The organism is Kribbella qitaiheensis (genome assembly GCF_042657745.1).
GTDB lineage: Bacteria > Actinomycetota > Actinomycetes > Propionibacteriales > Kribbellaceae > Kribbella > Kribbella qitaiheensis.
The window spans coordinates 385,592-407,932 of the sequence record NZ_JBHSKE010000034.1 but is presented as its reverse complement, the minus strand read 5'-3'; the positions used below and the strand labels follow the sequence as shown (position 1 = coordinate 407,932).

The 22,341-nt window shown below is 69.1% G+C and carries 23 protein-coding genes and 3 pseudogenes; 19 read left to right on the top strand and 7 right to left on the bottom strand.

Annotation, left to right across the window (positions count from 1 at the left end; all coding sequences use genetic code 11):
- Positions 1-156: 156 nt before the first annotated feature.
- The 4 genes from ACFPJ1_RS24490 (at position 157) to ACFPJ1_RS24475 (ending at position 2,715) form a co-directional block, all read left to right on the top strand.
- The gene (locus ACFPJ1_RS24490) at positions 157-345 is read left to right on the top strand and encodes a hypothetical protein (RefSeq protein ID WP_380107309.1); all 189 of its coding nucleotides are present in this window, start codon (positions 157-159) and stop codon (positions 343-345) included.
- Between the two features lie 126 nt (positions 346-471).
- Complete coding sequence (locus ACFPJ1_RS24485; protein WP_380107307.1) at positions 472-723, top strand: acyl carrier protein; 252 nt, start codon at positions 472-474, stop codon at positions 721-723.
- Positions 720-1,976 (top strand): AMP-binding protein, encoded by a 1,257-nt coding sequence (locus ACFPJ1_RS24480; protein WP_380107305.1) that lies wholly within the window; start codon positions 720-722, stop codon positions 1,974-1,976. Before ACFPJ1_RS24485 ends, ACFPJ1_RS24480 begins: the two co-directional genes overlap by 4 nt.
- Positions 1,969-2,715, top strand: coding sequence for an SDR family NAD(P)-dependent oxidoreductase (locus ACFPJ1_RS24475; RefSeq protein ID WP_380107304.1), 747 nt, complete (start codon positions 1,969-1,971; stop codon positions 2,713-2,715). Before ACFPJ1_RS24480 ends, ACFPJ1_RS24475 begins: the two co-directional genes overlap by 8 nt.
- Positions 2,716-2,753: 38 nt before the next feature.
- Here ACFPJ1_RS24475 and ACFPJ1_RS24470 read toward each other — a convergent pair whose 3' ends face one another.
- Positions 2,754-3,035, bottom strand: coding sequence for a BBE domain-containing protein (locus ACFPJ1_RS24470; protein WP_380107302.1), 282 nt, complete (start codon positions 3,033-3,035; stop codon positions 2,754-2,756).
- Between the two features lie 73 nt (positions 3,036-3,108).
- On the opposite strand from ACFPJ1_RS24470, the gene ACFPJ1_RS24465 reads away from it, so the two are divergent.
- Entirely contained in the window at positions 3,109-3,930 is an 822-nt protein-coding gene (locus tag ACFPJ1_RS24465) for an LLM class flavin-dependent oxidoreductase (protein WP_380107300.1), read from the top strand.
- Positions 3,931-4,009: 79 nt separating this feature from the next.
- Here ACFPJ1_RS24465 and ACFPJ1_RS24460 read toward each other — a convergent pair whose 3' ends face one another.
- Positions 4,010-4,723 carry an SDR family oxidoreductase gene (locus tag ACFPJ1_RS24460; protein WP_380107298.1) on the bottom strand — a complete coding sequence of 238 codons (714 nt, stop codon included), beginning with the start codon at positions 4,721-4,723 and terminating at the stop codon, positions 4,010-4,012.
- A 70-nt stretch (positions 4,724-4,793) separates the two neighbouring features.
- Between ACFPJ1_RS24460 and ACFPJ1_RS24455 the strand changes: the two genes are divergently transcribed.
- From ACFPJ1_RS24455 to ACFPJ1_RS24435, 5 genes and pseudogenes are all read left to right on the top strand, one after another.
- Positions 4,794-5,171 carry a winged helix-turn-helix transcriptional regulator gene (locus ACFPJ1_RS24455; protein WP_380107297.1) on the top strand — a complete coding sequence of 126 codons (378 nt, stop codon included), beginning with the start codon at positions 4,794-4,796 and terminating at the stop codon, positions 5,169-5,171.
- A gap of 29 nt (positions 5,172-5,200) precedes the next feature.
- Positions 5,201-5,431: pseudogene (locus ACFPJ1_RS24450) on the top strand (hypothetical protein); the annotation flags it as partial.
- A 125-nt stretch (positions 5,432-5,556) separates the two neighbouring features.
- Positions 5,557-7,422, top strand: coding sequence for an HNH endonuclease signature motif containing protein (locus ACFPJ1_RS24445; protein ID WP_380107295.1), 1,866 nt, complete (start codon positions 5,557-5,559; stop codon positions 7,420-7,422).
- A gap of 319 nt (positions 7,423-7,741) precedes the next feature.
- Positions 7,742-7,930 (top strand): annotated as a pseudogene (locus ACFPJ1_RS24440) (transposase); the annotation flags it as partial.
- 55 nt (positions 7,931-7,985) lie between these two features.
- Positions 7,986-8,203 (top strand): annotated as a pseudogene (locus ACFPJ1_RS24435) (IS5/IS1182 family transposase); the annotation flags it as partial.
- 78 nt (positions 8,204-8,281) lie between these two features.
- On the opposite strand, the gene ACFPJ1_RS24430 reads toward ACFPJ1_RS24435, so the two are convergent.
- Both ACFPJ1_RS24430 and ACFPJ1_RS24425 read right to left on the bottom strand, forming a co-directional pair.
- Positions 8,282-8,776 (bottom strand): DinB family protein, encoded by a 495-nt coding sequence (locus tag ACFPJ1_RS24430; RefSeq protein ID WP_380107293.1) that lies wholly within the window; start codon positions 8,774-8,776, stop codon positions 8,282-8,284.
- Between the two features lie 161 nt (positions 8,777-8,937).
- Entirely contained in the window at positions 8,938-9,231 is a 294-nt protein-coding gene (locus tag ACFPJ1_RS24425) for a hypothetical protein (RefSeq protein WP_380107291.1), read from the bottom strand.
- Positions 9,232-9,359: 128 nt separating this feature from the next.
- On the opposite strand from ACFPJ1_RS24425, the gene ACFPJ1_RS24420 reads away from it, so the two are divergent.
- From ACFPJ1_RS24420 to ACFPJ1_RS24405, 4 genes are read left to right on the top strand one after another with little or no spacing between them, the layout of a single operon-like run.
- Positions 9,360-10,784, top strand: coding sequence for an MFS transporter (locus ACFPJ1_RS24420; RefSeq protein ID WP_380107289.1), 1,425 nt, complete (start codon positions 9,360-9,362; stop codon positions 10,782-10,784).
- A complete protein-coding gene (locus ACFPJ1_RS24415) occupies positions 10,781-11,725 on the top strand; it encodes a sigma-70 family RNA polymerase sigma factor (protein WP_380107288.1) in 945 nt (314 codons plus the stop codon). Before ACFPJ1_RS24420 ends, ACFPJ1_RS24415 begins: the two co-directional genes overlap by 4 nt.
- A 46-nt stretch (positions 11,726-11,771) precedes the next feature.
- Positions 11,772-12,989, top strand: a complete 1,218-nt coding sequence (locus ACFPJ1_RS24410) for a DUF2786 domain-containing protein (RefSeq protein ID WP_380107285.1) — start codon at positions 11,772-11,774, stop codon at positions 12,987-12,989.
- Between the two features lie 58 nt (positions 12,990-13,047).
- Positions 13,048-13,599 carry a dTDP-4-dehydrorhamnose 3,5-epimerase family protein gene (locus ACFPJ1_RS24405; RefSeq protein WP_380107282.1) on the top strand — a complete coding sequence of 184 codons (552 nt, stop codon included), beginning with the start codon at positions 13,048-13,050 and terminating at the stop codon, positions 13,597-13,599.
- 60 nt (positions 13,600-13,659) lie between these two features.
- On the opposite strand, the gene ACFPJ1_RS24400 is transcribed toward ACFPJ1_RS24405, so the two are convergent.
- A complete protein-coding gene (locus ACFPJ1_RS24400) occupies positions 13,660-14,244 on the bottom strand; it encodes a TetR/AcrR family transcriptional regulator (protein WP_380107281.1) in 585 nt (194 codons plus the stop codon).
- A 145-nt stretch (positions 14,245-14,389) separates the two neighbouring features.
- On the opposite strand from ACFPJ1_RS24400, the gene ACFPJ1_RS24395 reads away from it, so the two are divergent.
- From ACFPJ1_RS24395 to ACFPJ1_RS24375, 5 genes are all read left to right on the top strand, one after another.
- Positions 14,390-15,892 carry an MFS transporter gene (locus ACFPJ1_RS24395; protein WP_380107280.1) on the top strand — a complete coding sequence of 501 codons (1,503 nt, stop codon included), beginning with the start codon at positions 14,390-14,392 and terminating at the stop codon, positions 15,890-15,892.
- Positions 15,893-16,084: 192 nt separating this feature from the next.
- Complete coding sequence (locus ACFPJ1_RS24390) at positions 16,085-17,095, top strand: 2-keto-3-deoxygluconate permease (protein WP_380107278.1); 1,011 nt, start codon at positions 16,085-16,087, stop codon at positions 17,093-17,095.
- Positions 17,092-18,297, top strand: a complete 1,206-nt coding sequence (locus ACFPJ1_RS24385; protein ID WP_380107276.1) for a four-carbon acid sugar kinase family protein — start codon at positions 17,092-17,094, stop codon at positions 18,295-18,297. The genes ACFPJ1_RS24390 and ACFPJ1_RS24385 overlap by 4 nt, the downstream gene beginning before the upstream one ends.
- On the top strand, positions 18,294-19,340 hold the full coding sequence (pdxA, locus tag ACFPJ1_RS24380; RefSeq protein ID WP_380107274.1) for a 4-hydroxythreonine-4-phosphate dehydrogenase PdxA: 1,047 nt from the start codon (positions 18,294-18,296) through the stop codon (positions 19,338-19,340). Before ACFPJ1_RS24385 ends, pdxA begins: the two co-directional genes overlap by 4 nt.
- A 35-nt stretch (positions 19,341-19,375) precedes the next feature.
- Positions 19,376-20,230: a GntR family transcriptional regulator gene (locus ACFPJ1_RS24375; protein WP_380107272.1), complete on the top strand. Its 855-nt coding sequence runs from the start codon at positions 19,376-19,378 to the stop codon at positions 20,228-20,230.
- A 51-nt stretch (positions 20,231-20,281) separates the two neighbouring features.
- Here the strand turns inward: ACFPJ1_RS24375 and ACFPJ1_RS24370 are convergent, their stop codons facing one another.
- Both ACFPJ1_RS24370 and ACFPJ1_RS24365 read right to left on the bottom strand, forming a co-directional pair.
- A complete protein-coding gene (locus ACFPJ1_RS24370) occupies positions 20,282-21,265 on the bottom strand; it encodes a GNAT family N-acetyltransferase (protein WP_380107270.1) in 984 nt (327 codons plus the stop codon).
- 42 nt (positions 21,266-21,307) lie between these two features.
- Positions 21,308-22,336, bottom strand: coding sequence for an alpha/beta hydrolase (locus tag ACFPJ1_RS24365; RefSeq protein WP_380107268.1), 1,029 nt, complete (start codon positions 22,334-22,336; stop codon positions 21,308-21,310).
- Positions 22,337-22,341: the final 5 nt, after the last annotated feature.

Sequence of the window (22,341 nt, the reverse complement as noted above, 5' to 3'; positions counted from 1 at the left end):
TCCTTGCACACGGAATGAGGGCCCCGGACGACGGAAAGTTCCCTGCTGATGGCAAATCGGGCCCCAGTGTATGAGCCGTTTACCCGCCGGGCACTCCCGCCTACACTGAGTAGGCGAACTCCCCCCGGTCCGTCACGCAGCGCACGGGAGGTCCTCATGTCCGCTCAGCACATCGCAGGTCTGCCGGTCGAGGAGATCCTGCTCGCCGCGCTCGCCGCGGCCACCCCGATGATCGCGCTGATCGGCTGGGAGATCCGCGACCGGGTCAAACGGGTCCGCCGCCGGCTGACCCGCGACCGGGACGTCCCCGACCCCGTTCCCGACGCCTCCCCGGAAGTCCCGTAGGCCATGCGGCGGCCACTTCCGACCTCGACGCATCGCTGTCGTCATGCCAGCACACGGAGCGACCGTGTCGAACGCCTCTGCTCGCGACTGCAGGGGATGAACAGCCATGCCCTAGGCTCTGTGGCCATGGCTGAGTTGACGCGGGAGCAGATCCGGGACCTGATGGGAGCGGTGATGAAGGCGCAGGGCAAGACCTTGCCGGCCGAGGACAGTGCCGATCTGCGGGAGATCGGCTTCCGGTCGCTGGACTTCTCCGAGCTGGCCCTGCGGGTCGAGGACGAGATCGGCGACGAACTGAACTTCGATGCCCCCGGGCTGCGCCAGATCGTCAAGGTCGGCGACGTGCTGGACTTCATCGAGCAGCTCCAGTCGGCGTGACCGCCCGGCGCCGTACCACCGCCCTGATCGGCGACGACAACACCGTCGTCGCCGGTGGCCGGACGGTGACCTGGAGAACCCTGCACAAACTGCCCCAGCTGCCGTCGCCGGCCGCAGTACTGGTGGACAACGGAGCCGACGCTCTGGCGGCGGTCCGGCATCACGCCGTGCACGGCACCGAATTGCTGGTCGCGACCAGCTCGCGGGTGGATCTGAGCATGCGCGAGGAGCTCGGCGAGTCCGGCTTCGCGGTGGTGATCGCCAAGGGCGACGAGCACTCGGTGACCCCGGCGAAACTCAAGCGGGTGGAGGAGTCCGGCCGTGTCTGGCTGCTCACGTCCGGCTCGACGGGTCGCCCGAAGCGCATCGGTCACACCCTCGAGTCCCTGACCACGGTGACCACTCAGCAGCAACCGCGCACCTGGTTGCTCCCCTACGCCCCGGGCACCTACGCCTGGTGGCAGGTGGTGACGATCTCGCTGACCCAGGCGGACCAGGGCCTGGTGGTGATCGAGCCTTCCGAGCTGGAGACCTGGCCGCTGATCGCCGCGGAGCACGGCGTCACCGCGGCCTCGGGGACGCCGACCTTCTGGCGGCAGACGATCTACCGCGACACCGAGGCGCTCGCCAAGGTGCCGCTCGAGCAGATCACCCTCGGCGGTGAGCCGGTGGACCAGGCGATCCTGGACCGGCTGCGCGAGATCTTCCCGCAGGCGCGGATCTCCTGGATCTACGCGTCCTCCGAGGTCGGCGCGTCGATCGTGGTGCACGACGGCAAGGCCGGGTTCCCCCGGGCCTGGCTGGATCGCGAGCCCGATCCCGAGTCCGAGCGGCCGACCCTCTCGGTGGACAAGGACGAACTGATCATCACCTCACCGCACCACGGCGCGGGTCTCGACGGAGCCGTCCGGACCGGTGACCGGGTCGAGTTCGTCGACGACCGCGTGCTGATCACCGGACGGCTGGACAGCGACGAGATCAACGTCGGTGGGTCCAAGGTCTCGGCCGGCCTGGTCCGCAACGTGCTGATGGGCCACCCGGCCGTCGCCTGGGCCCGGGTCTTCGCCCGCAAAGCCCCGCTGGTCGGCCGGATGGTCGCCGCCGAGGTGGTGACGAGCCCCGACCTCGGCCCGATCACCGACGCCGACCTGGTTCAGTGGTGTTCGAACCGCCTGCCGGACTACGGCGTACCGCGGCGGATCAAGTTCCTGGACGCGATCCCGCAGAAGGAGACGTTGAAGAGCGATGTCTGAATCCACTCTGGTGCCGCCGTCGTCGGTGGTCCTCGTCTCGGGTGGTTCCCGGGGGCTCGGGCTGGCCATCGTCAGCGACCTGGTCGCCAGCGGCGTGAAGGTGGCCGCGTTCGCCCGGACGGTGACGCCGGAACTGACCGCATTGGCCGAGAAGTACCCCGACCAGGTGCACGTCGGCTCGGTCGACCTGAACGACGCCAAGGCGACCCAGGCCTTCGTCAAGGAGGTCGAGGAGAAGCTCGGCCCGATCGACGGACTGGTCAACAACGCGGCGATCGGCCAGGACTCCCTGCACGTGCACACCTCGGCCGAACAACTCGCGAACATCATCCAGACGAACCTGACCTCGCCGCTGGTGCTGACCCGGTTCGTACTGCGCCGCCTGCTGGCGAAAGGCCTCAAGGGCCGGATCGTCAACGTCACCTCGATCTGCGCCCAGCGCGGCTTCCCCGGTCTGGTCGCGTACTCCGCGACGAAGGGCGGCATGGACTCGGCCACCCGGTCACTCGCGCGTGAACTGGGCGGCCGGGTGCTGGCCAACTCGGTCGCCCCCGGCTTCTTCGCCTCGGAGATGTCGGCGGTGCTCGGCCAGACCCAGCTCGACCAGATCGTCCGCCGGACCCCGACCGGTCACCTGACCGAGCCGGACGAGGTCGTCCCGGTGGTCCGGATGCTGCTGCTCGACAACACCAACATCAACGGCCAGGCCCTGGTGATCGACGGCGCCGCCTCCATCTGAGGCGACGCCGTCCTCGCCTCACCCGCTGAGCCGGATCGCTAAGCAGGCTTGATGTTCGCGTTCAGATGGAACACATTGTCCGGGTCGTACTCCGCCTTCACCTGGGCCAGCTGCTCGTACTTCTTCCCGTACGACGCGCGCACGCGATCCTGGTCCACGTCGCCCAGCGCGTTGACGTAGCCGCCCGTGCTGATCGCGTGCGGAGTCAGGTCCTGCCAGAAGGACCGCACCCACGCCTGCTCGGCCGGCAACGACTCGGCGTCCTGGCAGACCCCGACCATGAAGCACGCGAACCGCGGCGTACCACACCCTGTCACCATCCCCTTCAGTCAGCCTTGAATCCACTCCCTCGCCGACGCCGGGAATGTCCGTGGGGAGGAGTAGGAACGGGGCATGAGATATGGGGTGATCCTGCCGGGCGGTACGGCCGTGGAGCAGTTGGAGCAGGCCGTGCTGGCCGAGGAGGCGGGGTGGGACGGGGTCTTCGTGTGGGAGGCGGCGTACGGGGTTGATGCCTGGGGGTTGCTGTCGGCGATGGCCGCGCGGACCCAGCGGATCAAGCTCGGCACGATGCTGACTCCCTTGCCGTGGCGACGGCCCTGGAAGGTGGCCAGCCAGGTGGTGACGCTTGACCAGCTGTCCGGTGGACGGGCGATCCTGGCTGTCGGGCTGGGCGCGGTCGACACGGATCTGCCGCTGACCGGCGAGGAGCTCGATCTCAGGACGCGGGCTTCGATGATGGACGAGGGCATCGACCTGATCCGGGAGCTGTGGGCCGGCGGGCTGAGCTATCACGGCAAGCATTACGACTACGAGTGCGCCCGCGATGACCTCACCCAGGTGGGCCGGCCCGTGCAGGAGCGGATCCCGATCTGGGTGGTCGGTGCCTGGCCGCGACCCAAGTCAATGCGGCGAGTACTGCGCTGCGACGGGGTGCTGCCGCAGTACCAGGGGGAGGCCTCGCCTGAGGAGCTGCGGTCCCTGCGCACGTGGCTGGACGAGCGCGGCGCCGCCCCCGGCCTGGACGTGGTGGCCGAGGGCGAGACGCCGGCAGACGACCCGGCGGCTGCGGCTGCGGACGTCGCGCGGTGGGCGGAGGCGGGCGCAACCTGGTGGCTGGAGACGCGCTGGGACATGCCGCACAACTCCACCGAGCGCATGCAGCAGATCCGCGACCGTCTGTCCGCGGGCTTCGCGACTATGGGTCTTGCTTGACCAGTTGCAGATCTCGCCCGCCCTCGCAGAGGCACTCGCGAACGCGAAGGTGCTCAGCAGCTGACGGGCTCGCGTGACACTAGGAGGTCTTGTGGCGGGCGCCGCCCTCGAGGTGGACTGTCTCGCCGGAGATGAAGCCCGCGCGGAGTAGCCACATCACCGTGTCGACGACGTCGTCGGACTCGCCGTACCGTCCGACCAGCGTTCCGGCGGCACTCTTGCCCAGCAAGCCGGCCTTGCCGTCGCCCAACCGGTCCCAAGCACCCGAGTCGACGACACCGGGCGAGATGGCGTTGACCCGCACCGGAGCGAGGTCCGCCGCGAGATGGCGAGCGACATACTCGACCGCACCGTTGGTCACCCCCTTGACCAGCGAGCCTGGTCCCGGCCGCCACCCGACGACCCCGGAGAACAACACGATCGACCCGCTCGGCCGCAGCACCGGCGCGAAGTGCTTGGCGACCAGCATCGGTCCGATCACCTTCGCCGTGAACGCGGCCATCAGCTTGTCGTGATCCAGCTCGACAGCACGCACGTCGTGCGGCGCCGAACCGGTCGTCACGATGTGATCGATCCCATCCGCGAGCCGTGCCGCCGCGGCGGCCATCGTCGTCTCGTCCTGCAGATCGATTCGCACCGCGGTCGCGTCGAGCTCGGCCGCCAGCGCCTCGGCGGCAGCCAGATCACGTGCACCGATCACCACGTCGTACCCGTCCTTCACCGCACGCCGCGCAACTGCCGCCCCCAGCGCCCGTGCACCGCCGATGACCAGGATCCGCTCCACTTTCGTCACTCCTTCTCGTAGGATCGGATCTCACGGTATGGATTTGATACCGGTATCTTCAACGGAACTGGGAGCACCCATGGGCAAGGCGTACAACGTGATGGCGGCGACCTGTCCGAGCCGAACCGTGCTCCACCGCATCGGCGCCCGCTGGACCGTGTTCGTCGTCAACGCCCTCGCCGACGGCCCCCGCCGCTTCACCGACCTCAAAGCACACATCCAAGGCATCACCCCGAAGGTCCTGACCGAGACCCTCCGCTCCCTCGAAGTCGACGGCCTGATCAGCCGGCACCAGTACGACGAAAACCCGCCACATGTCGAATACGCCCTGACGCCACTAGGACGCTCCCTCCTCGTCCCGCTTCGCGCCGTACGACTCTGGGCCGAACAACACGTCCCCGACATCGAAGCCGCCCGGGCCCGTCACGAGGACCAGACGTACGCCGACACGGTGTGAATGGGCCAGTCATGCTGGGCGCGCGGCCCAACCTGGTCGAACGCTGGTTCGCCGAACTCACCAACCGCAGACTCCGCCGCTCCGCCCACCGCAGCATCCCCGAACTCGAAGCCGACGTCCGCCAATGGATCAACGTCTAGAACGCCGACCCCAAACCCTTCATCTGGACCAAGACCGCCGGCCAGATCCTCGACACCCTCGCCGCATACTGCAATCGGCGCGTGGTCGGAAACCGTTCTCGCCCACGTCCACAGCTGTAGGTGGGTTGTGAACAACTCGTCCGGATCCGATGCCTACACCTAATTTCGGCCAATCTTCGGAATCCCTTACAAATAAGGGCCTTCCGGACCAGAAACTGTCGGAGCCGGTGTCTAGGGTCTGGGGTATGGAGATCTTGGGTGAGCGGCCGGTGTGGTCGATGAGTGCCAGCGAGCAGCTGGCAGCTCTCGACGCCCTGCAGGCTGAGATCTCCCGGTTGCAGACCTACCGCCTGCAGCTCCTGGCCGACTACGACGCCTCCGGTCACGCCGCGACGCTGGGCGCGGGCGACACCGCCCGGCTGCTGGCGTTTCGGCACCGTCTCGACCCGGGCGTGATCAAGCGTGATCTCAGCCTGGCCAAAGCGCTCCAGAAGTACCCCGCCGTCACCAACGCGCTCCCAGCCACCGGCGTCGGGGATCCGGCCGACGCCAACGAGGACGAGCCGGGCAGCGAACTGGACGGTGAGCCGGGCGTGGAGGCCGAAGCCGATGCGGTGGTGTTGTCTCCGGCGCAGGCCGCGGCGATCGTGTCCGAACTCGAGAACGTCCCCAAGACCGTCGCGGTCGAGGACCTGGCCGTGGCCGAGGAACAACTCGTCGCCTTGGGGCGTCACTTCAACCCGTCGGAGCTGCGCAAGGCGGCGCGCCGGGTCCGGGACCTGCTGGATGCCGACGGGCCGGCGCCGGAGGAGGACAAGGCCTACGCGCGGGAGGAGTTGCGGCTGAGGACCGCGGACCGGGGGGTGAGGTTCAGCGGTTACCTGGCCAACGAGAACGCCGAGCTGTTCCAGGCCCTCATCCTGGAGGGCTCGAAGCCGCGCAAGACCGTCACCGGCGAGTTGGACCCGCGCTCACCGGACAAGCGGCGCGCCGACGCCCTCACCGACGTCCTCAACGTCGCCTCCAACGCCATCACCACCGCAGCCGGCCCAGCCGATCCAGCCGACACGGCAGCGGCGACTCTCGACTATGCGGAGACCGCGGGCTCGCCAAGCGGCAACGGCACTCGACAGGCGGCCGGTAGCGCCGCCCAGACCGGTGCAGCCGCGAGTGGTGCTGCAGGAAGTGGTGCAGCAGGCAGTGGTGCTATCGCGGAGGCTGGGCACGGCCCGAAGGCGCACATCACGATCACCATCGACCTCAAAGACCTCACCGACGCAGGCGCCCACGCGGTCGGGACCCTGGTCCACGGCGAGGGACTGTCCGCCGGCGCGATCCGGCGGCTGGCGTGCGAGGCGCAGATCATCCCGATCGTGCTCGGCGCCAACTCCGAACCCCTCGACGTCGCCATGGCCCAGCGTTTCGTCAACCGCGCCATGCGCCGCGCCCTCAACGCCCGCGACAAAGGCTGCGTCGTGTGCAAAGCCCCACCGATCTTCTGCGACGCCCACCACCTGATCTCCTGGATCGACAACGGCCCCACCGCCCTGACCAACCTGGTCCTGCTGTGCCGCCGCCACCACATCGACACCCACCACGGCCACTGGCACATCACCCTCCACCACGGCACCGTCACCGTCGCCAGACCCGCCTGGGCCGACCCCAACCCCACCCGAACCCGCTACCGCAGACCCATTCACAGTCTTGCCAGCAGCACACCGGCCAGCAGCAGCTACGGCGGCCGCGGGCTGCTGCCCAGCCATGCCCGAAACAGCGCCCACCAGCCGCCACCCACGACCGCCGCGACTGGTGCAGTCGCTCAGTTCGATCCCTGGGGTGACACCGATCCACCCTGCTCGGGAACCGGCACCAACACGCCAACGCCTGGCGACCTGGCGCGGACCGCCACGGACGGCACGGCCGTAGGGTTCGATCCGTGGGGCGACCACGACCCACAGGACATGGAAACGGCCAATGCGACCACCTCGCCCATCGCCGCTGGCGCCGACGGTGGTTCCGGTTGGCTGCCCCAATCAAAGCCACGGCGGCGAACTCCCACCATCCCGACCACAAGCCGCCGCGGAGAACCACCCTGTGCCCGACCGGGCTGACCGCCACCAAGTCCGAGGTCCCGGGCTGGGCTGTCCGCCGCCATAGCCGCAGGCGCACGACTCCGCGACGGCAAGTACCTGCGACACGACAGGATGTCCGACGGGGCTACGCCGTGTTTCGAAAGTCGGTGAGGGCACTTACCGGTCTGTCGGGCTGACACGACGTTCCACTGGAGCTGGGCGTGGCTGGCAGATTCAGATGTAGTTGTCGTCGGCGGTGACCTACCCGGTAGATGGGTTGTCGACCAGGACGACCATCAGCACGGAGACCTCGTGGCCACCACACCGCTGACGAGGCGGTTCGATCTGACCGACGCCCGTGGGCGGTGCTGGAGCCGCTGCTGCCGAAGGGCGCAAGTCAGGACGTCCGCCGACGTGGACGAAACGGCAACCCATCGACGGGATCCGGTGGAGGGTGCGGGTGGGTGCGCCTTGGGGGGACGTGCCGGCGTACGGACCCTGGCAGACGGTGTGCGGCCTGTTCCGCCGCTGGCAGCGGGACGGAACCTGGCGGCGGGTCGTGACGGCTCTGCACCCGACTCGACCGGGTCCCGGCCGACTAGGCCTACACCTCCCACGCCAACCGCGACTATCTGCGTCGACGTGGGATCAAGGCGACCATCCCGATCAAGGCCGATCAGGCCGCGAATCGCCGCAAGAAGGGCTCGAAGGGCGGACGACCCCGAGCTTCGACCCGGACATCTACAAGCAGCGCCACGCCGTGGAGAGCGGTATCAAACCGGCTCAAACGCCACGCGCCATCGCGACGCGATACGACAAACTCGCCGTGCGGGACCAGGCCACACCCTCCACACCGTCGCGATCAACGAGTGTCTCCGACCCAGTTGTGAGACGGGCCTCAATGGCCTGTTGTGCCGTCGATCGCCTCTCGGATGATGTCGGCGTGACCATTGTGCCGCGCGGTCTCCTGGACCATATGAACCAGGATCGCCCGCAAGTTGACCTCCGCGCCCCACGGCGTCGTGACCACGTCGTCGAGCCCGCCGGCGGCCACGACGGCCCGGGCCCGCTCGCAAGTCCGTAGGTACTGCCCGACCAAGGTGTCGGCCGTCTCATCGGGACCGACGCGAAACTCCGCATCTGGGTCACTGTCGGTCGAGAACAGATCTGGCTCGGGCAACCCTCCGTAGATCTTGAGGAACCAGCCATGCTCCGTCTCGGCCAGGTGTTTCACCAACCCCAGCAGGCTGAGTCCAGACGCCGTCATCGGCCGACGCAGCGGCTCGCCATCGAGACCTTCCAGCTTGCGAAGCAGGGTGGCGCGGTGGAAGTCGAGCTGCTGTGTCAGCGCGTCGCGCTCGTCAGCCAGACGATTCGGCATGGCCCGCTCCACAGGCGACGTAAATACCATGCGCCGACAATACGATCGACGTACGACAACACCTGTGGTCCAGCGAGCCCGAAACGCACCATAGGCGCCGGCAGGATCGGTCTTCGTTCGCCGGCGAAGCGGACCAGTCGCCGCAACCGCTCTGACTACTTTTGAAACGTACGTTAGACGAGCACCTCGGCGGAGTACGTGCCGACGACGGTGGCCTCCTCGCGGGCGGGGGCGACTTCGAGACGGTCGGGCAAGGTGCGCTGGAACTCCTGGAAGGCGGTCAGGTCGGGGACGCCCTCGCCGTCGACGACGTGGACGAAGGTGACGCCGTCCGCCAGGCGGACGGCGGTGTAGGTGAGGCCGGGTGGCGTCTTCAGGGCCAGTTCGCCGAAGACGTTCTCGATCAGTCGCTGGTTCTCGTCGGCTGCTTCCGGCTTGGTCCGGTAGCGGATCACTGCTGCGTTCATGGTTCTCCTCCGAAGAAAGTGCTCTCACTCCTTCAGACCGCCCCCGGCACCCGAACTCATCGCAGCGATGAGTTCGGTCCGCCGCCGCTGTCAGTACCAGTGACAGCGAAATCTCTGGAGGACCACTGATGAAGGAAAGAACGACCACCGAGCAGCGCTGGGTGCTGGCGCTGACCTCGCTCGGTTCAGTGATGGTGGCGCTCGACGTGCTGGTAGTGGCCGCCGCGTTGACCACGATCCGGCAGGACCTCGACGCGTCGATCGAGCAGCTCGAGTGGACGGTGAACGCCTACAGCCTCAGCTTCGCGATGTTGCTGATGACGGCGGCCGCGATCGGTGACCGGTGGGGCCGCCGGCGGACGTTCGCGGCCGGCCTCGCGCTCTTCTCGGTCGCCTCGATCGGCTGCGCGCTCGCCACCTCGGTGCCGTGGCTGATCGCCGCCCGCACAGTCCAGGGCATCGGCGCGGCCGTCGTGATGCCGCTCTCGATGGGCTTGCTCGGCGCGGCGTTCCCACCGGAGCGACGCGGTTGGGCTATCGGCATCTTCAGCGGTGTCACGGGTCTCGCGGTGTTCGGCGGCCCGATGGTCGGCGGCGCAGTCACCGAAGGCCTCGCCTGGCAGTGGATCTTCTGGATCAATGTCCCGGTCGGCGTCGTCGCCATCCCGCTCGTACTGCGTCACATCCCCGAGAGCAGAGGTGTCGCCCGCCGGCTCGATCTGGGCGGCGCCACCCTGATCACCTTGGCAGTACTCGGCCTCGTCTGGGGCGTCGTCCGCGGAGCCGTCGCGGGCTGGACCAGCCCGGAGGTGCTCGCCTCGTTCACTCTGGGAGTCCTTCTGCTGGTGGGATTCCTGGTCTGGGAGGCCCGTTCGGAGCACCCGATGGTCCCACTGGAGTTCTTCCGCTCCAGGCCCTTCTCGGCCGGTAACAGCGCCGGCTTCTTCCTCACTGCCGCGTTGTTCGGCGCAGTGTTCTTCCTGGCCCAGTACATGCAGGTCACCTTCGGCTCAGGTCCTCTCAAGGCCGGCCTGCAGCTCCTGCCGTGGACAGCGACCCTCTTCCTCGTCGCACCCATCGCGGGCCGCCTGGTCGACCGCCTGGGCGAGCGCCCGTTCGTTGTGGCGGGACTGGCTCTGCAAGCAGTCGGGATGTTCTGGATCAGCGAAGTCAGCAAGAACACAGTCCAGTACACCGAGCTGGTGCTACCGCTGGTCGTAGCCGGTTGCGGCGTGTCCATGGCCATGCCGGCGACGCAGAGCGCCAGCATCGGTGCACTGCCGCGTGAGGCCGTCGGAATCGCCTCCGGCATCTACAGCATGATGCGTCAGCTCGGAGGCGTCGTCGGAGTCGCCGTGCTGGCCGCGGTGTTCGCCGCCGCCGGCGGCTACGAGTCGTTCAGCACGGGATTCACCCGAGCCTTGGCCGTGTGCGGCGTACTGTCGTTGGTCGGAGCTGCGGCAGGGCTTGCCATCACAGGGCGGCGCAGCAGCGCGCCGCGCAGTACCGAGCTGGTGGGCACCCGGCAGGAGCCGGTTGAGGAGCTGGGATGAACCTGGAGGACGAGTTCGCGCAGTACCGCGGTGAGCTGGTCGCGCACTGCTACCGGATGCTCGGGTCGCTGCACGACGCCGAGGACGCGGTGCAGGAGACGTACCTGCGCGCCTGGCGGGGGTTCGCGGACTTCGAGCAGCGCTCGTCGGTCCGGACCTGGCTCTACCGGATCGCCACCCGGGTCTGCCTGAACGCCTTGCAGCACAGCAGTCGCCGGCTCGTCCCGTCGGCCCTCGGTGCCCCCGGCAACGACCCTGACGAGATCGAGCCTCAGTCGCTCGAGGTCAGCTGGCTCGAACCGTTCCCGGACCTGCTGGACCCGGCTGCCGTGGTCGGAACCCGGCAGAGTCTCCGGCTGGCGATGGTGGCGGCGCTGCAGCACTTGCCGCCGCGGCAGCGCGCAGTACTGATCTTGCGGGATGTCCTTGCCTGGCAGGCGTCTGAGGTCGCCGGATTGCTGGAGACGACCACCGCTGCGGTGAACAGTTCGCTCCAGCGGGCGCGTGCGGAGCTTGCCCGACTCTCACCCGCCGAGGACGAGTTCAGCGAGCCGGACGAGCCCGTACGCCGTGCGCTGCTCGACCAGTACGCCAAGGCCTTCGAGCAGGCGGACCTGGTCGCATTGGAAGGGTTGCTGACTCAGGACACCCGGTGGGAGATGCCGCCGATCCCGACCTGGTTCAGCGGTCGGGTGGATGTCCTGCGGTTGCTCAAGGCGAAGCTTCCGCCCGGGGAAGGGAAGCGGATGATGGTGGAGACGGCAGCGAACGGGCAGCCCGCTTTCGCGATGTACACCCGCGGGCGCGATGGTGGATTCCACGGCCACTCCCTGCAGGTGCTCACCCTCACCAAAGCGGGCGTGACCTCCGTCCTGTCGTTCCACCAGCCGGCGTTGTTCCCGGCCTTCGGGTTCCCGATCGACCGTTATCCACAGGACTGAGGTCGCGGCGGGCGGCGGGTTGGGTCCGGGTGTCAGACTTTGCCGGGTGAGCGATCAGGAGATTCTGCAGCTGCTGCCGTCCGCCTCAGCCGCCGTGGCGCTCGACGACGGCCGCGCCGATGGCTATCTGGCGCGCCTCGGTGGGTTTGACGAGCGCGACCAAGCTCAGGTGGATCGGTGCCTGCAGGCTTTCCTGCACGGGTTGATCCGCTCGGCCTGGGAGCGCGGCTGGACCCCGGCCGATGTCGTCCAGCACGCTCGACGCAAGCTCGAGCCGGCCGTCGAACCACTGCTGCTCGCGGTGATCGCCTCCGAGCACCGGTCCTACCCCGACTCGGCGATCGACCCGCGCTGGCTCGACCAGTTGGCCGATCTCGGGGTGAAGCGTCCGGAGTCGGCGCTCGATCTGACCAACTGGGGAGCAGACCAGCGACTCGGCCGGTACCTCGCCCTGCACACCGCCCTCGCCCTGGCCGGATTCCTCCAGACCCTCCCGGGTCTGGCCCGCCTGTTCCCACTCCCCGGTACTCCGGTGTCGGCGCGCGCCGCGTCCGCAGTACCGGCGTCGAGTGGGAAGGTGCTGGCGCGGATCCGGGCGTTGCTGGCGAAGGCGGAGGGGACGGACTTCCCCGAAGAGGCGGAGGCGTTGTCGGCGAAGGCCCAGGAGTTGATGGCGAAGTTCTCGCTCGACCGGGCCCTGGTGGACGCGGATCCGGAACTGGATCTCCCGGACGACTCGGGTGCCCGCCGGATCTGGGTGGAAACCCCTTACGTGTCGGCGAAAGCGCAGCTGGTCGGGGCGGTGGCGAGCGCGAACCGGTGCCGCACGGTCTCGATGGAGCAGCTCGCCGTGGTCACGATCGTCGGCGCCGAGCTGGACCTCCAACTGACCGAGCTGCTTGCGACTTCCCTGCTGGTACAGGCGAATCGGGCCATGCTGGAGGCGGGGAAGCACGTCGGCCATCGCGGCGAGTCCCGCACGCGCTCGTTCCGGCAGTCGTTCCTGATGGCCTATGCCCAGCGGATCGGGGAGCGGCTGCAGAGGACCACCGAAGCCACGCAGGCCGCCGTACCGGAGGTGGACGCGGGGCGGCTGCTGCCGGTGCTGAGCAAGCGGGAGGAGCAGGTGGACGCGTTGTTCACGAAGCTGTTCCCGGACACGGTGGTCCGGCGGACCAGGATCACCAACGGCGCCGGCTGGGCCGCCGGCCTGACCGCGGCCGACCTGGCCCACCTCGAAACCCGCCGCCAGGTGCCCCGCTAGTCCGGGTGCCGCCAGACCCGCGCGGAGCTGGCCGCGAGGCCCGCTAGGGTTGGCGGCCGTGACCGGACCGCAGCTCAGCGAGACCACAATCCCGGGCCTGCTGCATTTCGAGCTTGAGGTGATCGAGAACGGCGACGGTTGGTTCAAGGAGAGCTTCCAGCGGGAGAAGCTGGAGAAGCTCGGGCTGCCGGTGGTCGAGTTCGTCCAGAACAACATCGCCTACACCGCCGACGTCGGCATCACCCGCGGCATCCATGCCGAACCCTGGGATCGGTACATCTCCCCGGCAGCCGGACGGCTGTTCACCGCGATCGTCGACCTGCGCGAAGGCCCGGGCTTCGGGCGACTGGAGACGTTCGAGCTGACGCCGGCCCAAGGGGTCTACTTGCCGCGCGGCTGTGGGCACGCCTTCTGCACGCTCGAGCCGAACACGATCTACACCTACCTGCTGAACGAGCACTGGACGCCGGACTCGGAGCGCATCGCGCTGAACCTGTTCGACCCGGAGATCGCCGTCCCGTGGCCGCTGCCGAAGGACCAGTTGCTCTACACCGAGAAGGACGCCACCGCCCCGTTCCTGGACGCCCTGACCCCGATCAAGCTGGACTAGCCGACTCGCGCGGCGGCCGAGGCCGCAGTACCGGCTTCAGCCCGCGCCGCCGATCGGGATTCAGGCGGGGGCGGTGGCCGGCTTCAGGCCGGCGAGGACGATCTCGAGCAGGCGCTCGGCCTGATCGCGGTCCATGTCGCGGCCCATGGTGATGCCGCCGACGAGCCGCAGGATGTCCATCAGCTGCAGCTCCTCGCGGACCGTGCCCTCCTTCTTGGCGGCGTTCAGCAGCAGCTCACCGGCCTCGCGCACGTTCACCTTGCAAGCCGTGAAGAACTCAGAGTCCTTGCCCAGCGCAACTGTCAGCTCACCGGCCAGGCTCTTCTTAGAGATGCTGTAGCCGACGAAGCTGCGCAGCCAGGCCGCCAGCGCGTCGTACGGCCCGAGCTTGTCGGCGTAACCGTAGGCGCGGTCGCAGACGGACTGGATCTCGTCCACGTAGACCGCCTCGAGCAGGGCGGTCCGGTTGGGGAAGCGCCGGTACAGCGTGCCGATGCCGACACCGGCCCGGCGGGCGATCTCCTCGAGCGAGGTGTCCGTGCCGTGCTCGGCGAATGCCTCCCGCGCGGCCGACACCAGCAGGTCGTAGTTCCGCCGCGCGTCGGCGCGGGCCGGCCGCGTGGTCGGCAACGGTGTCGACATCATTCCGGCCTCCTCGCAGCCGTCGCGGAAAAGTCATCCTGAAAATCGCTTGAAAAAACGGAGGTAGCCTCCGTATCGTATCCGGAGGAGCGCTCCACTTCATTCTGATTCCACTCTAGCCCCTTCGGGGTAAGGAGCAAGTCACACTATGGCGGCAACATCCGCGGCGCCGTCCGGCGCCGATACCGGCACGCCCGCGCGGCGGCCGGGAGTAGTTCTCGCAGTCATCCTGATCACCCAGTTGATGGTCATCCTCGACGGCACCGTGGTGAACATCGCGATGCCCAAGATCCAGCACGCGCTCGACTTCAGCCCGTCCAGTCTGTCCTGGGTGCAGAACGCCTATGCCCTCGCCTTCGGAGGTCTCCTGCTGCTCGGCGCGCGGGCCGGTGACCTGCTCGGCCGTCGCCGGGTCTTCATCACCGGCGTGAGCGTGTTCACCGCGGCCTCGCTGCTCGGTGGTCTCGCCCCGTCCGCCGAGCTGCTGCTCGGCGCCCGCGTCCTGCAGGGCATCGGCGGCGCGATCGCGGCTCCGGCCGCGCTGACTCTGCTGATGCTCACCTTCAAGGAAGGTCCGGAGCGGCTCAAGGCACTGGGTCTCTACAGCCTGGTCTCGTCCGGTGGCGCGAGCGTCGGCCTGGTGGTCGGCGGCATGCTCACCGACTGGGTGTCCTGGCGCTGGGGCCTGTTCATCAATGTGCCGATCGGCATCGGCTTGGTAGTAGCCGCCCGGCAGGTGCTTAGCGAGACCCCGCCCGAGACGGGCAAGTTCGACGTCGCCGGCGCCCTCACCTCCACGCTCGGCATCACCTCGCTCGTCTACGGTTTCATCCGCGTCGCCGAGGTCGGCTGGACGTCGCCCGAGGTGCTCGGCGCCTTCGCGGCGGGCCTGGTCCTGCTGGTGGCGTTCGTGCTGATCGAGCGCCGGGTGAGCCACCCGATCGTGCCGTTGCGGTTGTTCGGCAGCCGGGACCGCGTCGCGGCGTACCTGACCATGCTGCTGGTGGTCGGGACGATGTTCGGGATGTTCTTCTTCCTGACCCAGTACATGCAGGGCGTGCTCGGCTTCAGTCCGCTGGCCGCGGGCCTGGCGTTCCTGCCGCTGACGGGTCTGCTGTTCACCTCGTCGCGGGTGGTACCGCGTCTGCTGGGCCGGATCGACGGTGGTCGGCTGATGATCACCGGCTCGATCTCGGTGCTGCTCGGCATGCTCTGGCTGACCCGCGCCACAGTCGACACCAGCTACCTCAGCGGAGTGGTGGGCCCGCTGCTGCTGTTCGGCCTGGGCGCCGGGATGATCTTCATCCCGCTGACCGGTCGCGCGCTCGCCGGCGTACAGCCGGAGGACGCGGGTGCCGCCTCGGGCATGCTGAACGTGCTGCAGCAGGTCGGAGGCGCCCTCGGCCTCGGCATCCTGGTCACCATCTTCGGTACTGCGAGCCGCAACTCGACGGCCTCCGCCGCGAACCCGGTCGAGCACGCTCGTGAGGTGCTGACCGACGGCGTGCACGCCGCGTTCATCGGCTCGGCGATCTACGCCGCGCTGACCCTCGCGGTGATCGTCCTCGGCGTCCGCCCGTGGGCCAAACGACCGGCGCCCGCCACCGCCCCGGCGGTCGAGTCGGAGCTCCCGGTCGAGTCGATCGGCTGACCTCGCCGAGACGCCGTCACGAACCCCCCGTCATCAGGTGGCGGGGGGTTCGACGCGTCTGGTGAGGCCGCGCGTCTCAGCCGTCTCATTTCGCGCACAGGGGTTTACAGCCGCGAAATCGCCGTGTAATCCTGTGCGGACAAGTTGTCCGTACAAGTTACGCTGGGGGGCGTCGAGACGAGGAGATGCCGCGTGAACGGCACCAGAAAGACACGCTTCCCGATGTTCGCCACCATGCAGCGGATCCCGGGCGGGCTGATGCTCATCCCGCTGATCCTGGGGTCGCTGATCGGGACGTTCGCCCCGGGCACGCTGGAGATCGGGAGTTTCACCACCGCCCTCTTCAGCGACGGCGCGCTGCCGCTGATCGCGCTGCTGATCTTCGCCACCGGCACCCAGGTGGACATCCGCTCCGGCGCGGCGGGCGTCGCGAGCCACACCGTCGTGGTCCTGGTGTTCAAGACCCTGATCCCGGCCGGACTGGTCGTGCTGCTCGGCACCCAGGTGGGGATCGACGGGTTCTGGGGCATCTCGATCCTCGCGCTGATCACCTGCTTCGCGAACAGCAACGGTGGCCTGTGGCTGGCGTTCGCCGGCCAGTACGGCGATGAGCGGGACCGCGGGGCGTACATCGCCAGCGCGTTCGACGACGGCCCCTTCCTGGTGCTGCTCTTCATCGGCGCCTCCGGGCTCGGCGACGTCCCGCTGATCACGCTGGTCGCGGCGGTCGTGCCTTTCCTGCTCGGGGTGCTGGTCGGCAACGTCGACCAGGACTGGCGCAAGGCGGTCGAGCCGGTGCCGAACATCGTGATCCCGTTCTTCGCCTTCGCCCTCGGTGCCGGGATCAACATCAAGGACATCGCCACCGGTGGTTTCGCCGGGCTGTTCATCGGCGCGGGAGTGGTGCTGTTCACCGGCGGTCTGCTGTACCTGGCGTACCGCTTCATCCTGAAGCGCGGCCCGAAGTCCGGCATCGGATTCGCCGCCGGTACGACGGCCGGCAACGCGGTCGCGACTCCGGCGATCGTGGTCGCCGCCGATGCCTCGTTCGAGCCCTACCTCGACTCGGCGATCGCCCAGGTGGCCGCCGCGGTGCTCGTCACCGCGCTGCTGGCGCCCACGGTTGCGGCGTTCGTGTTGCGGCGCGAAGGTGGACTGCAAGCATCCACTCCGCGCCCGCTGGTCGAAGAAGGTGTCGCATGACCTCTCGGGTCGTCGTCCTGGCTGACGACCTCACGGGGGCGGCCGACACGGCGGGCCAGTTCGACCGAGCCGGCTGGACCGCTGAGCTGCAGGTCGGGCCCGGCGGGCCGAGCGAGGCCGAGGTCGTTGCCATCACCACCGACTCACGGGCTCTCGAGCCGGCCGCTGCGGCGGACGCTGTCCGCACGGCGCTCGACAAGGTGACTTTCGACGAAGGCAGCGCTGCGGTCTACCTCAAGATCGACTCCACGCTGCGTGGGCCGGTCCGGGCGATGACGGACGCAGTGGTCGCGGCCCGTGCGGGTGACGTCGTCGCCGTGGTCTGCCCGGCGTTCCCAGCGGTCGGCCGCACCCTGGTCGACGGGATCCTCCTCGTGCACGGCGTACCGGTTGCCCAGACCGCGGTCGGCCGTGACCCGGTCACCCCGGTCCGCGAGAGTCACGTACCAACACTCCTGGACGCACCGCTGGTCGTGCTCGATCCTCGAGCGGACGACACGGAACTGGCGGCCGCTCTGCGCGGGCGCGGTCCTGTCGTGGTGGTGGATGCGCGGGACGAGGCCGACCTGGACCGGGTCGCCCGGGCGGTGATTGCCCTAGGCAACCAGGCGGTCGCGGTCGGATCGGCCGGGCTGGCGGCTCACCTCGCGCGCCGGTGGCGGCCGTTGCCCAGGGGTCCTGTCCTGGTCGTGGTGAGCTCCCTGCATGATGCCTCCCGTGGTCAGGCCGAACTGCTCGCCGCAGCCGGTGCCCGCCGGATCCAGCCGGATGCGGCCACCCTGTGCGACGCCGGTGCCTGGGAGGAGTTCGCCCGCTCGATCGTTTCCGACGCGGCGGTGGACGACTTCGGAGTACTGGTGCTGATGGGGCCTGCAGCCGAAGGCGCGACCGTCGCCCCATCCGTGGTGGCCGACCGGCTGGGAGAGCTCGCGTCCCGGCTAGTGAGCACCGTCCGTCCTGCCGGGCTCGTCCTGGCCGGCGGCGACGGTGCCCTGGCGGTGCTCACCGCCCTGTCCGCAACCGGCATCCGGCTGAGCGGCGAGGTCGCTGACGGCGTCCCGCTCGGCTACCTCACCGGTGGTCCCGACGCAGGTCTGCCGGTCGCGACCAAGGCCGGCGGTTTCGGCACCGACGACATCCTGATCCGCGCGGCCGAGGCCGTTCGATCCAGCCCTCTCGATCCCCGAAGGAGCCGTGCATGACCATCCCCACCCTGGCACTGACGATCGGCGACGCCGCCGGCATCGGCCCGGAGACCACCGCCCGCACCCTGCTCGGGCATGACGAGCTCCGCGAGATCTGCCGTCCGGTCGTGATCGGGGACGCCGACGCGGTCCGGCGCGGGGTCGAGGTGGTCGGTGGGAACCCCGGCCAGGTCCGGGTCATCGACAGCCCGGCCGACGCGCGCAACGAGCCGGGCACCATCGAGCTGATCCAGGACGGGCCGTCGCTCGGCGACGTGCCCTGGGGTGAGATCAGCCCGGCCGCCGGCGACGGTGCCGCCCGGTTCGTCATCCGGGCCTGCGCCCTGGCCAAGGAGGGCCTCGTCGACGGCATCGTCACCGCGCCGCTGAACAAGGCCGCGATGCACGCGGGCGGCCACCCTTGGCCGGGACATACCGAACTGCTGGCGCACGAGTTCGGGGTCCGCAACTTCAGCCTCGTACTGTCGGCCGGAGACCTCTACTTCTTCCACCTCACCACCCACGTGTCGCTGCGGCAGGCGATCGAGGACGTGACCCGGGAGCGAACCGACAACGTGCTGCGGCTGGTCGGTTCGTTCGCCCGCGCCCTCGGACGGCCGGACGAGCGGATCGGCGTCGCCGGACTCAACCCGCACGCGGGGGAGAACCGCATCTTCGGTGACGAGGACGCCGACATCCTCGCGCCCGCGGTCGAAGCGGCTCGCGCGGCCGGCCTGAACGCCCATGGCCCGCTGCCCGCCGACGCGCTGATCCCGCAGGCGGTGAAGGGCAAGTGGAACCTCGTCATCGTCTGCTACCACGACCAGGGCCACGCGCCGTTCAAGGCGGTGTACGGCGACGAGGGGGTCAACATCACCGTCGGCCTGCCGGTCGTCCGGGTGTCCGTCGACCACGGTACGGCGTTCGACATCGCGGGCCAGGGCATCGCCCGCGAGGCCAGCCTGGTGCTCGCCACCCGCCGGGCCGCAGAACTGGCCCCCGGCTGGTCCGCCGTCTGGGAAACCGCCCGCCAGGCCGACGAAGCGACCACCACTCATTAGTCTCACGCCGTGAACGCCGAAGTTAGTCTGACGCCGTGAACGCCGAAAGCTCTGACCTCGACCGATCCGCCGCGGCGCCGCTCTACCTGCAGATCGTCGAGTCGCTGCGGCGGGAGATCCTGGGCCACGACCTGCCACCGGGCGCGGCGCTGCCCAGCGAGTCCGATCTCCAGCAGCGGTTCGGCGTCTCCCGCAGCGTGGTGCGGCAGGCAATCGCCCGGCTCGCCGAGGACGGCCTCGTCCACCGGCATCAGGGCCGGCCGAGCATCGTCGCGCCGCAGCCGGAGCACCGCCGGCTGGTGCAGCGGGCAACCGGCATGTTCGACCAGTTCGCCCGAACCGGCCGACGGCTGAGCACCCGGATCGACGCCATCGAACGCGATGTGCCGCCGCCGGAGGCGCAGTCGTACCTGCGCACCCGCGACACCCTGCGGCTGGAGCGGTTGCGATCGATCGACGGCGAGCCGCTGTCCTACGTGCGGACTTGGCTGCCTCGGGGCCGGGTGCCCGAACTGACGGCGGCAGAGTTGACCGACGCCTCGCTGCACAAGCTGCTCAACACCAAATTCGGTCTGCGGGCGGTCAGCGGCCGCAGGCAGGTGCGGGCCGTCGCGGCGGACGAGCGGCTGGCCGACGCCCTCGAGGTCCCGTCCGGGGCGCCGTTGCTGCTGCTCGAGGGAGAGACCGGCGACCAGCACGGCAACCCGCTGGAGTGGTTCACCACCTGGCACCGCGCCGACAAGGTCGTCTTCGACATCGACGTCACCGAGGGCGCCGAGCTGCTGTCGCTCGACAAGCCCGGCGCGCGCCCCGCCGAGGAACCACCGGCCGATGACGAGATCGCGCGGGCCCGCGACCTGGTCGCCGAACTCGGCCGCCTGCTCGGTTGAGGACGGCCGCTCGGTTGAGGCCGCTTGCTCGGCTGACCTGTTGGCTGCGGCTCAGTTCAGCGGCAGGCGGTACGAGATGGTCTTGCTGACCTGGGTGAAGCCGAGCCGTTCGTAGAGGCCGAGCGCGCCGGTCGGGTTGTCGGCGTCCACACCCAGCGAAGCTCGCTTGTACCCCGTCCGGTGCGATTCGGTCAGCAGTTCAGCCAGCGCGAGCCGGGCGAGTCCGCGCCCCCGGTGGGACCGGAGCGTGCCGACCTGGCCGATGTAGACCTCGCGGATCCCTGTCGCCTCGGTGTCCGCGACGTACTCGTAGCCGAGGGCGTACGCGACGATCTTGTCGCCGTCCACGACCAGGCGGCAGACATCGCCGCGGAACGCGCGCGACCCGGTGAACCACACCTTCCAGGTCTCCTCGTCCTTCGGCGTGGAGCCCCAGTGGTCCATGAAGGCCTCGTTGTGGGCATCCATCAGCCTTTGGTCGTACAACGGGTCGTACGCCACCACCTTCAAGCCCTCCGGCACGGTCACCTCGGGGACGGGAGCGTCGAAGGTGCGCTGCATGTGGAAGAAGTACCGGCACTCCTCGAAGCCGTGCGAGGTCAGCAGGTCGTGGGCGCCGATGTTGGTGCTGATCGCGCCGGTGTTGATCTCACCGTCGACCTCCGGGTGCCTCTCGGCGTGCACCTCGCCGGCCCGGCGGATGATCCACGGCAGCAGTGCCGCCCCGAGTCCACGGCCGCGCCACTCGGGATGCACGGTCCCCTCCGTCCCGACCCGGTCCACTTCGATCACGTTCGCCCGCCACCGCACCGCCGCGTACCCGACCATCGTGTCGTCGGCCCAGAGCCCGATGGTGTCCTTCTCGGCGTCCAGCTTCGGATCGCTGAGCTCCTCGATCAGGTCGTCGGCGTCGTAGTTCTCGCCTTCCTGGTCGACCTTCTCCTTGGCCGCCAGCAGCTCGGCCCACGCCCCCGCGTCCGCTTTGTCGATCGGCCGCGCCTCGATGCCGGCCGGCCACCCCTCGAAAGTGCCCATGTCGGCAACCGTAGAGGGGGAACCCGCCACCAGGCATCCCAATTAGCCGAGCTGGCGGCAGAGCCACTCGACGGCGAGCGGGTAGCGGTACTCGATCCCGCCGTGCTTCCCCTCGAACAACTCGAAGTGCAACCGCTCCTCCGGTACGCCGACCTCCAGGGCGGCCCGGTGGAACGCGGTCGCCCCGAGATCGAGGAAGTACTCGTCCTGCCTGCCCGCGTCGATCCACACGGCCCGCATCGACCCCAAGGCCTCCGCGTACTGCGGCTGCTCCACCATCGCCACCGGATCCCGGCTCAGCCAGCGCTCCCACACCTCAGGGATCAGCCGGCCCAGCTCGTCGTACGGGAGCAGCACGGTGCCGTCGGGCTCCGACGAGTACGCCGCGGAGTACCCGTACATCTCCAGCAAGTGCAGGTCCTGGCCCGTGGTCTGCCCGGCGCGGCTCTTGAAGCTGGCGAAGAACTTCTCGTACGACCCGTCGTACAGGTCGCGCAACTCCCGGGCACGGACGGGGAACTCGGGCTGGTAGCAGACGCCGAACAAGGCGTCCCCGGCATGAGTCGCCAGCGCGCCGAACACGTCCGGTCGGAGCAGCGGCGTCACCATCGCGGCATAGCCGCCGCTCGACTTACCCGTGATGGCCCGGTGATCCCGGTCGGCGATGGTCCGGTACTGCGCGTCGACCCACGGCACGATCTCGTCGCACAGGTACGAGTGGTACTGCCCGGTCCCGGGGGAGTCGAGGTACTGGCTGCCGCCGAACCTGGTCCACGCGTCGACGAACACCACGATCGCCGGCGGCACGTCGCCGGAGGCGAACAGCGCGTCCAGGAGCTCGGGGTACGGCTGCCGGAACGGTGTCCGGTTGAACCACATCGCGAGGTGTCCGGTGTAGCCCTGCGCCACGTAGATCGCGGGGTACCGCCGGTCCGACTCGTCGTACCCGGGCGGCAGGTAGACCAGCACCGGCCGCTCGTGCGGATCGCCGAGCGGGTTGCCCCGCAACAGCGTGCTGTCGAACATCTGCTGGTCGAAACGGCCGGCGAGATCAGCGGACCAGGGCAACATCGGCT